The sequence below is a fragment of the Sedimentibacter sp. zth1 genome (genome assembly GCF_017352195.1).
Lineage (GTDB): Bacteria > Bacillota > Clostridia > Tissierellales > Sedimentibacteraceae > UBA1535.
In genome coordinates, this window is sequence record NZ_CP071445.1 from 1682033 (window position 1) to 1698048 (window position 16016).

Below are 16016 nucleotides of genomic sequence, written 5' to 3' on the forward strand. Positions count from 1 at the left end.
TTTACACATATATATATATAAAATTTGGTTACTATAATAGTATATTATTATAGTAAATAAATTGTCGAATAAAATTTAATTATAAATTTTTTTATACTTTATTGAAAAATGGTTAATTAAAAAATTAAAAGAAGTTTTTTCTAATAAGACATTTATTTACATGATTAAAAAGTTTAATCTTACAAATAATAATATCATAACTTAAAGAAAGGAGATAAATATATGAATACAGGATCAAACAATATCGTAGTTCCAGAAGCTAAGCAAGCTCTTAACCAAATGAAAACAGAAATAGCTAACGAATTAGGTTTAGCTAATTATGAATCAATGGATAAAGGTAACTTAACAGCTAGACAAAATGGTTATGTTGGTGGATACATGACTAAAAAGTTAGTTGAAATGGCTCAAAATCAAATGAGCGGTAAAGGAACATATTAATTCATTATTTTACAAAAAAATCCGAGGCGTAAACGCCTCGGTTTTATATATTTATTTTACTTTTTTTAATTCTTCAATAAATTGAGGTATTACTTTATGAACATCTCCAACTATTGAAACATCTGCTACTTCAAATATTGGTGCATATTCATCTTTATTGATTGCAATTATGAAATCAGATTCTTCCATACCTGCTAAGTGCTGAATTGCTCCAGAAATACCACATGCTATATAAAGATTTGGTCTAACAGTTTTTCCTGTTTGTCCAACTTGTCTATCTTTATCAACCCAACCAGCATCAACTGCTGCTCTTGAAGCAGAGATAGTTCCACCTAATAAATTTGCTAATTCCTCTAACATTTTAAAGTTCTCTGGTTTTCCCATTCCTCTTCCACCAGATACTAGAACTTTTGCATCTTCAACATTCATTTTTTCTTGAATTAATTTTATTACTTCAAGAACTTGAACATTTATGTGTTCTTTTGGAATGTTTATTTCAATTTTTTCAACATTAACCTTGTTATCCTTATTATATTCTGCTTGTTTCATAACACCTGGTCTAACTGTTGCCATTTGTGGTCTATGTTCTGGACAAGCTATTGTCGCCATGATATTTCCACCAAATGCTGGTCTTGTCATCATTAGATTATTATTTTCTTCAACATTTACGTCAAGTCCTGTACAATCTGCTGTCAAACCAGTGTGTACTCTTGCTGAAACTCTTGGAGCTAAATCTCTACCAATAGCTGTTGCACCAAACAAAACAATTTCTGGTTTGTATTTTTTTATAACTTCAAACATTGAATATGCATATGGTTCAGTCATGTAAGTGTCTAAAACTTCATTTTCTACAAATATAACGTTATCTGCTCCATGATAATTTAGCTCTTTTGCCTGTTCATCCATTTTATATCCTAATAAAACAGCTGTAACAGTTGTATTTATAGCACTTGCTAATTCTTTTGCTTTGCCAATTAGCTCTAGTGATACTTTTTGTATTTCTTTATCTCTTTGTTCAACAAAAATAAAAATACCTTTGTAATCTGTTAAATTCATCTTTTTACCTCCACTAAAATTAAATTAATTAGATTAGTCATTATACTTATACTAAATGTTTTTCCTGTAAAGCATTGACCAAAATGCCAGCTGCTTCTTTAGCATCAACATTGTTGTAGACTTTTCCTGCTTGTTTTGCTTGTTTTGTAAATGATTTTTTAACTCTAGTAGGAGAGCCTTTTAAGCCAATATTTGTAGTATCAACTGTTATATCATTTAATGTAAACAATTTTACTTGTTTTTCTCTATATGCATCAAATATTCCTCTTGGTGTCATATATCTTGGTTGATTCATTTCAGCTAATGCAGTTATTAATACAGGCATTTTAGCCTTTAAAATATGGTGTCTATCTTCATATTGTCTTTTTACTGTAACATATTCGCCTTCTACCTTAATATCTTCTGCATAACTAATATTTGCTAATCCTAAATGTTCTGCTATTTGTGGTCCAACCTGAGCTGTATCACCATCAATAGCTTGTCTTCCTGTAATAATTAAATCATAATCTAAGTTTTTAATTGCTGCAGCAATTGTTGTAGAAGTAGCCCAAGTATCTGCACCACCAAATGCTCTGTCTGAAACCAATACAGCTTCATCAGCACCCATTGCCAATGCTTCTCTTAATGCAACATCTGCTTGTGGAGGTCCCATCGATATTGCTGTAACGTGAGCTCCTATTTCATCTTTTATTTTTAAAGCAGCCTCTAAGCCTGCTTTGTCATCTGGATTTATTATACTTGGCACGCCATCTCTAATAAGTGTATTAGTTTTTGGGTCAAGCTTAACTTCTGTTGTATCTGGTACTTGTTTTACACAAACTACTATATTCATAGTATTATCCTCCTTATTTTCCTTAATAACTTTTCCAATTATTTTAACATACTAGAACTAATAACCATTCTTTGTACTTCTGAAGTACCTTCGTAAATTTCAGTTATTTTTGCATCACGCATCATTCTTTCAACTGGATACTCTCTTGTATAACCATATCCACCAAATAATTGAACTGCCTTAGTTGTTACAAACATTGCAGTTTCAGCAGCAAATAATTTAGCTGTAGCAGCATCTACTGAATAAGGTTTCTTAGAATCCTTTGTTACAGCAGCTTTATAAACTAATAATCTTGCAGCATCTACTCTTGATTGCATATCTGCTAATTGGAATTGTGTATTTTGGAATTTTGATATTGATCTGCCAAATTGTTTTCTTTCTTTTACATATTTAACAGTTTCATCAATTGCGCCTTGAGCAATACCAAGTGCTTGAGCAGCTATACCAATTCTACCGCCATCTAATGTTTTCATTGCAATTTTGAAACCTTGGCCTTCTTTTCCAATTAAATTTTCTTTTGGAACTATACAATTTTCCATTATTAATTCACAAGTTGCTGAACCTCTAATTCCCATTTTGTGCTCTTCTTTTCCTACAGAGAATCCTGGGAAAGTTCTTTCAACTATAAACGCTGATATTCCTCTTGTACCTTTTGATTTATCTGTCATTGCCATTATTATGTATACATCTGCATAAGAAGCATTAGTAATGAATATTTTACTTCCATTTAATACATAATGGTCTCCTTCAAGTACTGCTTTTGTTTGTTGACCAGCAGCATCAGTACCTGCGCCTGCTTCTGTAAGTCCAAAAGCTCCTACATATTTACCATTAGATAATGGTACTAAATATTTTTGTTTTTGTTCTTCAGTACCAAATTCATTGATTGGTGCAGCACAAAGTGATGTATGTGCTGAAACGATAACTCCTGTAGTACCACAAACTTTAGACAATTCTTCAACTGCTAAAATATAAGTTAAGTAATCTGCACCTTGGCCACCATATTCTTTTGCAAATGGTATTCCTAAAAAGCCATATTTTTTCATTTTATCCACTGTTTCAACAGGAAATCTTTCTTGTTCATCGACCTCTTGTGCTAATGGTTTAACTTCATTTACAGAAAATGATCTAAATAATTCTTTTGCCATTGTCTGTTCTTTGCTTAATTGAAAATCCATAATCTCACTCCTTTAAATTTTTTACCTATATTTCTTTGCCCTCTAAACAAAACTACGACACTACAACATATCCTATTTTTAGTCGAATATTGCTTGTAAATGTCTATTTTTTAACAATACAATATTATTATAACCTATTTAAAAAATATTTCAAGTCAAATAAGAAATTTATATGTGTATTTTATTTAATTTAATTCACTTATTTACAATTCTACACTTTAAATCTTAAATTTGATATCTTTGTATAAATAAAAAAATATACTTCTCTTATTATAAAATTTAAAGTATATATTTCTATAATAATTGAAGTATATTAAAATGAAGAAGAATGATTTATATGCAATTATTTAATCTGCTCTTGTTTTAATGCTTTAACCATTGAAATGCATGCAAACACCATTATAAATATAAATGGAAACGCTGCAATAATTGATATAGTTTGCAATGGTTTTAATCCGCCCGCTATTAATAAACCTATTGCTAGAGATGATTGAACTACACCCCAAACTATTTTTTTGCTGTTTGGTGGATTTAAATTTCCATTAGACGATAACATTGATAATACAAATGTACCTGAATTAGCTGATGTAACGAAAAATGTACAAATCAACACTATTGATATAATTGATAATATCGAACCTAAAGGATATTGTTCCATAACAACAAACAATGCTGTTTCTGGTGCTGCAGTTATACTAGCTAATATTTCTGTTGATAATACACCTTTAATACCTAAGTCAATTCCAAGTGTACCAAATATTGCAAACCACACCATTGAACCTATAGCTGGGGCTATAACAACACCCAATATAAATTCTCTAATTGTTCTACCTTTTGATATTCTTGCTATAAATGCTCCTACAAAAGGTGCCCAAGCAATCCACCATGACCAGTAAAAAATTCTCCATTCGTTTACCCAGTCATTGTCGCCATAGGTGTTTGTATAAAAGCTATCGCCAAAAAAGTTTCCTATATATTGTCCAATTCCATTTGTAAAGCTATCTATCATAGCAAGTCTTGGACCTACAATTACTGCTACTACCATAAGTCCAAACGCTAAATATAAATTCATATCTGAAACCTTTTTAATACCCTTTTCAACTCCAGCTACTGCTGACCATATATAAATAACACTAAATATAACTATAATAATTATTTGAATAAGCAATGTTTCTGGTACACCAAACAAATAATTAATTCCACTATTTATTTGCTTAACTCCCAAACCAAGTGATGTAGTAACGCCTGCTACTGTAGCAAAAATAGCTAATATGTCTATACATTTACCTAGTGGACCATTTACACCTTTTTCACCTATCAATGGCTCAAATATACTACTTAATAATGCTGGTTTACCTTTTCTATATTGAAAATATGCAAGAGCTAAACCAATTACACTGTAAGTTGCCCAAGGGTGAATACCCCAATGCGTAAATGAAGTTCTTATAGCAAAATCTGCAGCTTCAGGAGTACCTCCCTCCATGCCGAGTGGTGCTACAAAGTGAGATAATGGTTCTGCTATACCCCAAAACACTAGTCCAACTCCCATACCTGCTCCGAATAACATTGCAAACCAAGAAACAGTTTTATATTCAGGAACAGAATCATCTGCACCAAGCTTTATTTTTCCGTACTTACTAAATGCTATAAAAATACTGAAGATAACAAAGCCTGTCACAGAAAGTAAATAACTCCATCCAAAATCAACAGTTAAAATCGAAAATATTTTATCTGAAACCACTGTGAAGCTATTTTTAAATAAAATGGACCAAATTGCTATTATTGCAGTTAAAATTAATGAAATAATAAACACATAATTTTTCTTTTTTTTATTGATATCGTTTTCACCCAATAAATAGTCCTCCTTTATATTAAGGATGATTGATATAAATATCAATCATCCTTATATTAATTTTAAATTCTAACTTTGAAAACAGTTTGTTCTGTTATATCTGTAGCAAGTGCATCCAATGCAACTTCTACTCTGTGATGTCTTAATTTAAATTGCTCTTCTTTTGTTGTACTTGGATCTCCAAGTGGATAAGGTATAGATATTGTTGGTACAATTCTATTTGAACCAACAGTTTTAGCTACAGGCAATAGATTACACATTATAACTATTGGGAATCCTGCTCTTTCAAATTCTTTTACCATAGTTGCTCCGCAACGTGTACAAGTACCTCATGTAGAAGTCATTATAATAGCATCTACATTATCTTCTTTTAACAACGGAATTATTTCTTTTGCCATTCTTTGTGCCTCGGCTTGTGTTGTACCAGTTCCAACTGTAGAATAGAAGTAATCATGTAATTTCCCAAATTTACCTTCTTTTTCGTATATCTTCATTGAATCAACAGGTACTATTACATCTGGATCAGCATCAGCTGCTGCTGGATCAAAGCCTGCATGTATTGTTTTAAACTCTCCTGAAACTAAATCATCCATTTTAGAAATATTATATCGTCCCCATCTAGTTGCAGATGCTGATTGTATTCTATCAGGGTTATCTATTGGTACAATACCACCAGTTGTGACTAAAGCAATTTTCGACTTTGATAAATCCTTAATTGCTGGAGCTATTGAAACTCTATCTAATTTAGGCATTGGCAATTCTGAAACAAAAGGTCTACCATTGATTTTATTCAAAAACATTTCAACTACTCTATCTGCTGCTATAACTTTAGTATCTAGCCATACTTGATGTCTAATACCTCTTTCGTAGTAACCTTCTTCGTTTGGTCCTAATACTTTTTCACTATTTAATAATTTGTTTGCAATTTTAGAAAGTGACTCGATATCTTTTCTCATTTTAGCGGCACTATTGCCACCTATCGTGATATACATATCCTTTTTAAACATTTCTACTCCAGGATTTTCGATGTGCATAGATGTTATAACTGGAACGTTAAACTCCTTCTTAACTGCCTTGCATATATGTCCACACGCAACACCGTATCTACCAGCTTGGAATGCTGGACCCGCCACAAATATATCAAAATCTACTTTTTTAAGAAAATTTATGATAGTACTTATAGCTTCTTCTGTATTTGAACCTATAAAGTTATCACCACAAATAATTGTGTGTGTAACTTCCGCATCCAATACTTTATTTAGTTGAGTCGCAGGTCCAACTAAGCCTTCAACTATTTGTGGTTTGTAATCCGCCTTGTCTTCTCCACCTATTTGTCCGAAAAATTGATTTAAATACATAACTGCTTTTTTCATTATAACACCTCCTTAAAATTCCTTCATTGTTTTTGTTGACCAACCTATTACTTGGTCACCACAGAACATAGCATTGTTTTCCATAACAATTGAACCGTCTGATCTAACTGATGGTCCTAGTAATTCATCGTTAGCCCATCCACCTGACAAACCATCTCTTGCTAGAGCTTCAAGTTCTCCTAATACTAGTGGCATAGGAGGTAATTCAATCAACTCTGAAACATTTCCACAAGAAACAATAGCTGTTAATTTTTCATCTAATGATACAAGAGGTTGTGACTGACCATCTCTACCTGTACATTCATTAGTTATACCAACTGTTTTTACTCCTGCATCCTCTAAAGCTACTATACAAGCAACAAAGTCAGCATCTGGATTACCATATCCCTCTTCCGAAACTATTGCTCCATCCGCACCTAAGCTTTTAGCTATTTGTGCTACATACATTGCAGACCTATTTTTTTGATCTAAGGCAACATTTAAGTTTGACATTATTACACCTAAGAAATTAAGTGTTTTTCCATGTTCTTGATATAATCTTTTTATAACTGGTGTGTTTTGAAAGTCATAAGTAGACCATTTTGAAGAACAAGGCATGAAACTACCTGAAACTAATGCACCATCTAAAACCTCGTTTGGATGCATAAATGTTGGCAACATATGATTAGCATCCCAACCATAAACTAAATCATTGTATCCCATATCTTCCATTTGTGACTGTGGTTGCATAACATATACTACTGATGGTAATTTGTTAGTTTTTTCATTTCTTTTTGTAACCGGTTCTAACTCATAAACCTCTTTATCCTCTGGCTCTAAGTCTTTTACACAATTTGCTATAAATTCAGCTAATTTATGTCCTGCTAATCTCAAAGCTTTATTCGTTTTTTGCTGTTCTCTTTTTTCAAAATCTTCATCTGTGTCAGCAACTAAGACTATATTTTTCAGTTGTGAAAAATATGTATATTTAGCGCCTTCACCACCCATATCTATTAGGCCATCTTGAAAACCTCCCCAGTGTTTACCTACAACTAAAACGCTGCACTCTTTAAGAGCATGTGCAACTCCATTTCCAGCTTGAGATAATTCTCCAGTATAACCTGGAAATAATGCTCTACCATCTAATTTAACTCTAGGCTCTATCGCCTCTTTTACTGGACAAAGTCTAACCATATCTCCTGGTTTTACTATAAACAAATCTGCATCAGTTATATGTTCATCTTCTCTAACAAAATCCAACGCTTCTTGTTTGTTGATTGTTAAAACACCATTTTGGAAAAATGTTTTTTGACCAAACATAATATCTTTTACATGAAAATTACCAATTTCTAATTTCATCACTTGTCTCCTCTCTATATTTTATAGATTTTATAATTAAATAAAATACAATATAATTTATTTATATTTAAATTATAGCATATGTTTATTTTTTGTCAATCATAATTATATTATAATCGTGATTATTTTTTATTTATAATTACCTTATAAACAATATATGACTATGTAAATAATTATTAAATTTACTTGATATTGATAAAAATATCAACATAAATTGAAGTACAGCATTCTACATAAAAATATTCCTCTTTCGTCTGTTTACAAATTTTTACGTTTGTATTTTTACCAAGGAAGAGTTTTTCTATACATATTTATACTTAGTTTCTTATAAGATTTACATATTGCTTTTATTTTCAGCACATGTTAATATTTTATAAAAGTAAATTTTTTAAGGAAGTAATTATGGAAAATTCGAATAAAAATATACAAAAGAAAAGGATGATGTCTTATTTTATTTCTGCAACCAATGGAATCATTGAAAAAGAAGGAATGGAGGCAGTTACTATAAGAAAAGTAGCTACAAAAGCTGGATATAATAGTGCAACACTATATAATTATTTTGATAATCTTAAGCACCTAATATTTTTTTCTTCTATTAGACATTTAAGTGATTATGCTAAAGAATTACCTTTATATCTGAAGCAAGCAAAGAACCCACTTGATGAGTGCTTAAAGATTTGGGAGTGTTTCTCAAAGCATTCATATGCAAACCCAACGGTTTATCAACTAATATTTTTTGGAGGCTTTTCATCTAAAACTGTAAATAATAGTATTGAAACATATTATGATATTTTTGCGGATGAAATAAGTGAAGAAATTATAGATTATATGCCCATGTTATTGGAAGACAACCTATATGAAAGAGATTATATTTCACTTAAGAAGGCATTATCTGAAACTAATATAACAGAAGAAGATATTAGAAGTATTAATGAAATGAATATACTGATTTATAGAGGAATAATGACCGATATGAAAACTAATATTACCAATATTTCGGTAGAAGATGCTGTTAAAAAAACACTTAAATATATAATTAGGACTTTAAAGGCTTACGATGTTGATATTTCTTGTTTGGATGTAGAAAAATACAATTAATATTTTTATATATTAAAATAGAGCAACTAAAATGTTATTTTTCTAATTTTAGTTGCTCCATTATTTTATTTTTCTCTATCAAGTAAATATTTGCAAAGTTCTACTAGCATTTTATTTCTTTCTCCAAAGCAACTTAGTGCATCTATTGCTTCGTTAGTTAACTTATGCTGCATTTGCTTTGATTTTTCTAATCCAATCATTGTTACATAAGTTTTTTTGTTGTTTTCATCATCACTACCAATAGGCTTACCTAGTTTAGCTTCGTCACCTTCAACATCTAGTATATCATCTTGTATTTGAAAAGCTAAACCAAGTTTATCTGCAAACATTTCAATTTTTTCTAATTCTTCTTTCGATGCTCCACCAAGTATGCCACCAACAACTGCACTTGATCTAATAATTGCACCGGTTTTATATCTTTGAAGATATTCTAGACCATTAACATCTTTGATACTATCTTCACAGAACATATCAACTACTTGGCCGCCTATCATTCCTTCTGTTCCAGCGGAGTTCGCTATTGTATAAATTGCTTTTAGTGCAATTTCTTTGTCTATATCACTATTTAAGCTATATCTCGACATTACTTCAAATGCCATATTTAGAAGGCCATCACCAGCAAGTATTGCTGTTGTTTCTCCGAATTTTTTATGGTTAGATAATCTTCCTCTTCTATAATCATCATTGTCCATAGCAGGTAAATCATCGTGAATTAACGAATAAGTGTGTATCATTTCCATCGCACACGCAAAAGGTAATACTTGTTCACTATCACCAGATAGCATTTCATTTACTCCAAGCATTATTATTGGTCTTAATCTTTTACCACCTGCAAATAGGCTATATCCCATTGCTTCATAAATGATTTTCTGTAAATTTTCATTGTTTGTACAATTTTCTTTCAATGCTTGTTCAACTGATTCTACCTTGTTGTTTAGCCATAAATTAAAATTCATTTCTTCACCTTCATAATATTATTATTTGTGTAGTATAGGAGATATTTTTTTGTATATTAACAATGTTATCGTAGAAACTATTATTCCTTTTAAAAGGTTAAATGGAACTACTGCATATAACACCAATGTTTTTAAATCTACTATATATTTATTTATAGCATGCCCCATATCAACAAATGATTGCAATGGTGCTCCATATACTCTCGAGTATACTGGCAATAACACTGCATAGTTTAGAATTGCTCCAACTATCGTTAATGTTAATATACCCGTTACAAGTCCAATTATAGCACCTTTAAAAGTTTTATGCTTTTTATAAATTATAGCTGCTGGCATAACTAAAGCACAACCTATAAAAAAGTTTGACACCTCTCCTACTCCAGCTGTCACTGTTCCGTTTAGTACAAAATTAAGTAGCATTTTTATCAATTCAATTATCATACCTGCTATTGGTCCTAATGCGAATGCGCCTACTAATACAGGTATTTCACTAAAATCGAATTTGTAAAACGTTGGTGCAAATGGAAATGGAAATTCAAGTAGCATAATAACCCCTGCTAAAGCTGCCAATACACCAATTTTTGCTAACGTTTTTATGTTAGCCTTTCTTATTTGCTCTGTTCCTTGTTTCATCTCTTCCTCCAATAATTTAGATTGTCAGAGGCAATTTAAAAAACCCCTGAAAATCCTCAGAGGCTTAAATTTGATAGATTAGAGTAATACTAAAACATATTATTTATAATCCTCTACCATCCAGACTGTACTGTCGGTATTGGAATTACACCAATTCAGCCGTTAGGCTCGCAGACTATAACTGCCGGTCGGGACTTTCACCCTGCCCTGAAGATATTATACTAATATTATAGCATTATATTATTTTTTGTAAAGAAAAATTTACAATTTTCTTTTTATAACAATTTATTTATTCTTAAATCGCTTAAAGATATACTTGGAACTCCAAGCACTCTTTCTTTTATATATGTTCCATGGCAGTCTGAACCACCTCAAATCATTAATCAGAAACGTTGGTATGAATATGCATATCAACTTTTATCATATTTACTCCTTAATCAATTAGTATGTCTTCATTTATTTTAGTATAAAATTTTTCTTTTACCTTATCATATTCTTTTGTTTCAGAAAGTATCCACATTAATTTTGTCACAGCAGCTTCTATAGTCATATCATATGCCTGTAAAACCTTATAGTTATTTAAAGCTTTCATTCCTACCTCGTAGACACTCATATCACTACCTTCTAAAGCAACTTGTGTTGCAATTACAACTATCTTACCTTTACTTGTTAATGTTCCAAGCTTGTCCAAAAAATTTCTTCTATCATTAAATGGTATCCCACCTACACCATAAGATTCGATAACTACACCTTCATATTTTTCACCTATATAATCTAGTACATCTGGATCCATACCAGGCACAAGTTTCAATAAAAATATGCTAGGATAAATATCATTGAAAAATTTAACTTCTTTATCAATTTCTTCATTTTTTGTAAATCTAACTATCTCATTATTGTTTATATAAGCAGCATATGGATAATTGATAGATTCAAAAGCACTATAACTTTTTGAGCGTGTCTTTCTTGCTCTTGTTCCAATTATTGCTTTACCATCAAACACCACATATATACCCCTACAATCACTTTCCACTACAAATCTAAAACTATCAACCAAATTTTTCTTTGCATCAGTACCTTCTGCTGTGATTGGTTTTTGAGAACCTGTTATAATAATAGGCTTGTCTAAATCTTGAATAAGATATGATAGTGCTGAAGATGTGTAAGCCATTGTGTCAGTTCCATGTGATATAACAAATCCATCATATTTAGCATAGTTTTCTTTTATTGCATTTACTATTATCAGCCAATATTCAGGCTGTAAATTTGTACTGTCTATATTTAATACCTGTATTGTATCTACTTTACATATTTCTTTTATTTCTGGTATATATGAAATTAGTTCCTCAGATGTTATAGCGGGAGCTAATCCTCCTCCACAATTCTTTGATGCTATTGTTCCACCAGTTGCTATCAATAAAATTTTTTTCATTTAAAAATATCCTCCAAGAATATACTTATTCATTTATAATTTTTTTAAAATCAGCTGGCAAATCTGCCTTTACTGTAATTCTTTCTTTTTTTATAGGATGAGTAAAGCTCATTTCACTACAATGCAATGCTTGCCTGTTTATTAATAGACTCTCTTTGTTATACAAGCTGTCTCCTACTATTGGATGTCTTATATGCTTTAAATGTACCCTTATTTGATGTGTTCTGCCTGTTTCAAGCTTGATTTTCAATAATGTCATATCTCTAAACCTATCTACTACTTCATAATGTGTTATACACTCTTTTCCAGAAGCATCTACAACTCTCATTATATCATCTTCTTGTAATCTAGCAATAGGTGCATTTATTGTCCCTTTATCTTGAAGTATAGTACCTTCACATATAGCATAGTAGTACTTATCAACTTCATTTTTCTTCATTTGCTTTGATATTTCATTGTGTATATATGAATTTTTTGCAATAATAACTATACCTGATGTATTCATATCAAGCCTATTTACAAGTCTTATTTTTGCTTTTATATTTTTGCTATCGAAATAATATCTTGCTCCATTTGCAAGTGTATCATCAAAATGAGATTTTGTAGGATGTACTACCATGAAGGGGGGTTTATCTACAATAAGTAAACTTTCATCTTCATACAAAATTTTTATAGGTATGTTTACAGCATTATATTCGTCAACGCTATCGTCTTCAAAAAAAATTGTTAATTCATCACCTATATATACTCTTTTTCTTAACTTTATAGGCTTACCATTTAGCAATATTTTATTGTTTGATTCAAGTCTAACTGTTAGTCTTCTAGAAAAATTTAAATTGTCTATTAATATTTCCTTTACACTTTTATCATTTTCTTGTATTGTATAGTTAAGACAATTATCGTTATCTATATTGTCATTCATAAAAAATTTGCTCCTTTAGAACTTTATTTAAACGTATATATTTTCTAATTTATAATATAATATAAAAATCACAACATGTAAAGAGGTTAGTATGGATAGAATAATAAATTGTTTACCAAACCTTGAAAAATATTCGAAGAAAATAACTAATGATTTGATCACTTCGCTTATAACGGAAGGCTTTCAGCCTTATAAGGGTTTTAATGAGAATGCTGAATTGAATATTACAATCGGTGGAGATGGTGCTTTTTTGCATGCAGTTAGAGAAAGTGGTTTCTCCCAAATACCATTCATTGGTATAAATACAGGTAATCTTGGATTTTTTCCTGAGATAACACCTGATAATGTGCATAATTTTATTGAACTTTACAAATGTGCTAGATATAAAATCAATGAAATTAGCATAATTGAATGTATTGTTTATACTGATAATACTGTTACAACTACCTACGCCGTAAATGATATTGCAATAAAAAGAAGAGATATGAAAACTGCACATCTAGATACTTATTTTAATAATAATTATTTACAAACGGTAAGCGGTGATGGAATAATTGTTTCTTCTCCACTTGGTAGTTCAGCGTATAATTATTCTGCTGGTGGTGCCTTAGTTTATCCATCACTTAGAACACTTCAAATAACACCACTATCTCCACTAAGTTCTAATGCATATAGGTGCTTAAACAGTAGTATCATAGTACCTCCAGAATTTGAGGTTAAAATAGTACCTGAAACCAGTAAAAACTACGTTACAACATTAGTTGCTGATGGTGTTACTTATGATTTTGAAGGAGTAAAATCCATTTTATTTTTTACATCCGCTAAAACCATAAAACAGCTTACTGTTGGCGAATATAATTATTGGAATGTTATTAAATCTAAGCTATTATAATTATATTTTTTACAATATGAAACCTCACTTTTTCAAAAAATGAGGTTTGTTTTATATATTTTTTTAATTGCTTATTTCTTATGATTATCTTCATGAAAATAATTATAAACAACTTTTGCAATTGCTATATTCATCGTTGGTGCTTTTACTAATTCATTTTCTGTTTTTTTACTTATTTCATTAACAGAACCAAAATACCTTAAAAGACTTATTTTCCTCTTTTCCCCAACACCCTTTATATTATCAAGCTCCGACTTGAATACTGTTTTATCCCTTAGGTTTCTGTGATAGTTTATAGCGAATCTGTGTGCTTCCTCTTGTATTTTCCAAACAAGCTTATAAACTTCACTTGTTCTTTTTAGCGGTATTTCCACACCTTTATATAAAAGTCCATTGGTTGTATGTTTATCATCTTTAACCATGCCGCACACAGGTATATTTAATCCAAAATTTTCAACTACTCTTTCTGCAATTCCAGTTTGTCCTTTTCCACCATCAATTAACATCAAATCCGGGATTTTATTAAAGCTTCTTTCACCATCTGTACTAAGCCCTCTATTTAATCTTCTTTCTAAAACTTCTTCCATACTTTTATAATCATCCGGTCCAATGACAGTTTTTATTTTAAACCTTCTATAATTACTCTTGCTAGCCATACCATTTTCAAACACAACCATTGAGCCTACTGATTCTACTCCCTGAATATTTGAAATATCAAATGCCTCAATTCTATATGGAGCTTCTTTTAATTCCAATAAATCTTTCAGTGCTTCAATGGCAATTTTACTATTTTCCATTTCTTTTTTTATTCTAGCACTACCCTTTTCAAGTACTTCAAGTGCATTTTTCTTGACCATTTTAACAAGCATATTTTTTTCACCTTTTATAGGTGTTTTAATTGTAACTTTGTTTCCTCTTTTTTCTGTTAGAAGATTTTCAAATAATTCTTTTTCGTCTACCTCACACTCTAACAGTATTTCTTTAGGTATATACACAGTACCTGTATAAAATTGAGTTATAAATGATGTAACAATTTCTTCTCTTGTTTCGTTTTCTATGTTTGTTAACAAGAAATGCTCTCTACCCATAATCTTGCCGTTTCTTATAAAGAATACTTGCACACATGCTTCCTCTATGCCTATTGCTGTTCCAATAACATCTTGGTCAACATTAGTTGTAGCCACATCAATTTTTTGCTTTTCGTGTATAATTTCAACTGACCTTATTTGGTCTCTGTATTTAGCCGCAAGTTCAAAGTCTAAGCTTTTTGATGCATTTATCATACTTTCTTTTAAAGTTGATATGATATTTTCTCCACCACCGTTTAAGAAACCTATAACTTTGTCTACTTCTCTTCTATATACATCCTTATCTACAATGCCCATACAAGGAGCAGCGCATTTATTAATATGATAATTTAGACATGGTCTTTTACACTTTTTTGTTCCATTCAATGACATATTACATTTTCTAAGCTTAAATAAATTTCCTACAATTTCAATTATTTCACTCACCGCATAATTGCTAATATATGGTCCATAATATTTGCAGCCATCTCTTTTTACTTGCCTTACCTTCATAATCCGAGGATACATCTCATTTGTTGTAATTTTTATATATGGATACTGTTTATCATCTCGTAATAAAGTATTATACTTAGGCATGTATTTTTTTATAAGATTCGCCTCAAGTATAAGCGCTTCTACCTCAGTATCAGTCATAATATATTCAAAATAATTTATATTTTTAATCATATTCTCAATCTTTGTAGAATGATTTCTTGATTGAAAATATTGTCTCACTCTCCGCTTTAAATTTTTAGCTTTCCCAACGTATATTACATCATTAAAACTGTTTTTCATAAGATATACGCCTGGGTTATCTGGTATTTTTTTTAGTTCTTCTGGTATATTAAAATTATCCAAATTTTTCACTCCTAAAAATAAACTATCGAATATATTATAACATAGCATTTACATATACAACAAATATAATCGCATAAATTTTAAGCTCATA

Annotated in this window: 14 protein-coding genes and 1 riboswitch; of the genes, 3 read left to right on the forward strand and 11 right to left on the reverse strand. The window is 30.6% G+C overall.

Features of this window, described 5'->3' with window-relative positions; all coding sequences use genetic code 11:
* Nucleotides 1–222: 222 nt before the first annotated feature.
* Nucleotides 223–438, forward strand: a complete 216-nt coding sequence (locus JYG23_RS08410) for an alpha/beta-type small acid-soluble spore protein (protein WP_207235173.1) — start codon at nucleotides 223–225, stop codon at nucleotides 436–438.
* Between the two features lie 51 nt (nucleotides 439–489).
* Here the strand turns inward: JYG23_RS08410 and JYG23_RS08415 are convergent, their stop codons facing one another.
* The 6 genes from JYG23_RS08415 to JYG23_RS08440 form a co-directional block, all read right to left on the reverse strand.
* On the reverse strand, nucleotides 490–1494 hold the full coding sequence (locus JYG23_RS08415) for an electron transfer flavoprotein subunit alpha/FixB family protein (RefSeq protein ID WP_207235174.1): 1005 nt from the start codon (nucleotides 1492–1494) through the stop codon (nucleotides 490–492).
* Between the two features lie 46 nt (nucleotides 1495–1540).
* On the reverse strand, nucleotides 1541–2326 hold the full coding sequence (locus JYG23_RS08420; RefSeq protein ID WP_207235175.1) for an electron transfer flavoprotein subunit beta/FixA family protein: 786 nt from the start codon (nucleotides 2324–2326) through the stop codon (nucleotides 1541–1543).
* Nucleotides 2327–2364: 38 nt separating this feature from the next.
* Nucleotides 2365–3504 carry an acyl-CoA dehydrogenase gene (locus JYG23_RS08425; RefSeq protein WP_207235176.1) on the reverse strand — a complete coding sequence of 380 codons (1140 nt, stop codon included), beginning with the start codon at nucleotides 3502–3504 and terminating at the stop codon, nucleotides 2365–2367.
* A gap of 343 nt (nucleotides 3505–3847) precedes the next feature.
* Nucleotides 3848–5341 (reverse strand): BCCT family transporter, encoded by a 1494-nt coding sequence (locus JYG23_RS08430; protein ID WP_207237984.1) that lies wholly within the window; start codon nucleotides 5339–5341, stop codon nucleotides 3848–3850.
* Between the two features lie 77 nt (nucleotides 5342–5418).
* Complete coding sequence (grdH, locus tag JYG23_RS08435; protein ID WP_207235177.1) at nucleotides 5419–6729, reverse strand: betaine reductase selenoprotein B; 1311 nt, start codon at nucleotides 6727–6729, stop codon at nucleotides 5419–5421.
* 12 nt (nucleotides 6730–6741) lie between these two features.
* Entirely contained in the window at nucleotides 6742–8067 is a 1326-nt protein-coding gene (locus JYG23_RS08440) for a glycine/sarcosine/betaine reductase component B subunit (RefSeq protein ID WP_207235178.1), read from the reverse strand.
* A 402-nt stretch (nucleotides 8068–8469) separates the two neighbouring features.
* Between JYG23_RS08440 and JYG23_RS08445 the strand changes: the two genes are divergently transcribed.
* Nucleotides 8470–9165 carry a TetR/AcrR family transcriptional regulator gene (locus JYG23_RS08445; protein ID WP_207235179.1) on the forward strand — a complete coding sequence of 232 codons (696 nt, stop codon included), beginning with the start codon at nucleotides 8470–8472 and terminating at the stop codon, nucleotides 9163–9165.
* Between the two features lie 65 nt (nucleotides 9166–9230).
* On the opposite strand, the gene JYG23_RS08450 is transcribed toward JYG23_RS08445, so the two are convergent.
* The 4 genes from JYG23_RS08450 to JYG23_RS08465 all read right to left on the reverse strand — a co-directional run bounded on the left by JYG23_RS08450 (nucleotide 9231) and on the right by JYG23_RS08465 (nucleotide 13108).
* Nucleotides 9231–10121, reverse strand: coding sequence for a polyprenyl synthetase family protein (locus JYG23_RS08450; protein WP_207235181.1), 891 nt, complete (start codon nucleotides 10119–10121; stop codon nucleotides 9231–9233).
* 21 nt (nucleotides 10122–10142) lie between these two features.
* Complete coding sequence (locus JYG23_RS08455; protein ID WP_207235182.1) at nucleotides 10143–10754, reverse strand: ECF transporter S component; 612 nt, start codon at nucleotides 10752–10754, stop codon at nucleotides 10143–10145.
* 104 nt (nucleotides 10755–10858) lie between these two features.
* A riboswitch (FMN riboswitch) is annotated at nucleotides 10859–10973 on the reverse strand.
* Nucleotides 10974–11187: 214 nt separating this feature from the next.
* Nucleotides 11188–12186, reverse strand: a complete 999-nt coding sequence (locus tag JYG23_RS08460; RefSeq protein ID WP_207235183.1) for an asparaginase — start codon at nucleotides 12184–12186, stop codon at nucleotides 11188–11190.
* A 25-nt stretch (nucleotides 12187–12211) separates the two neighbouring features.
* The gene (locus tag JYG23_RS08465; protein ID WP_207235184.1) at nucleotides 12212–13108 is read right to left on the reverse strand and encodes an RluA family pseudouridine synthase; all 897 of its coding nucleotides are present in this window, start codon (nucleotides 13106–13108) and stop codon (nucleotides 12212–12214) included.
* Between the two features lie 91 nt (nucleotides 13109–13199).
* Between JYG23_RS08465 and JYG23_RS08470 the strand changes: the two genes are divergently transcribed.
* Nucleotides 13200–14000 (forward strand): NAD(+)/NADH kinase, encoded by an 801-nt coding sequence (locus tag JYG23_RS08470; protein ID WP_207235186.1) that lies wholly within the window; start codon nucleotides 13200–13202, stop codon nucleotides 13998–14000.
* 71 nt (nucleotides 14001–14071) lie between these two features.
* On the opposite strand, the gene uvrC is transcribed toward JYG23_RS08470, so the two are convergent.
* Nucleotides 14072–15925: an excinuclease ABC subunit UvrC gene (uvrC, locus tag JYG23_RS08475; RefSeq protein WP_256440234.1), complete on the reverse strand. Its 1854-nt coding sequence runs from the start codon at nucleotides 15923–15925 to the stop codon at nucleotides 14072–14074.
* Nucleotides 15926–16016: the final 91 nt, after the last annotated feature.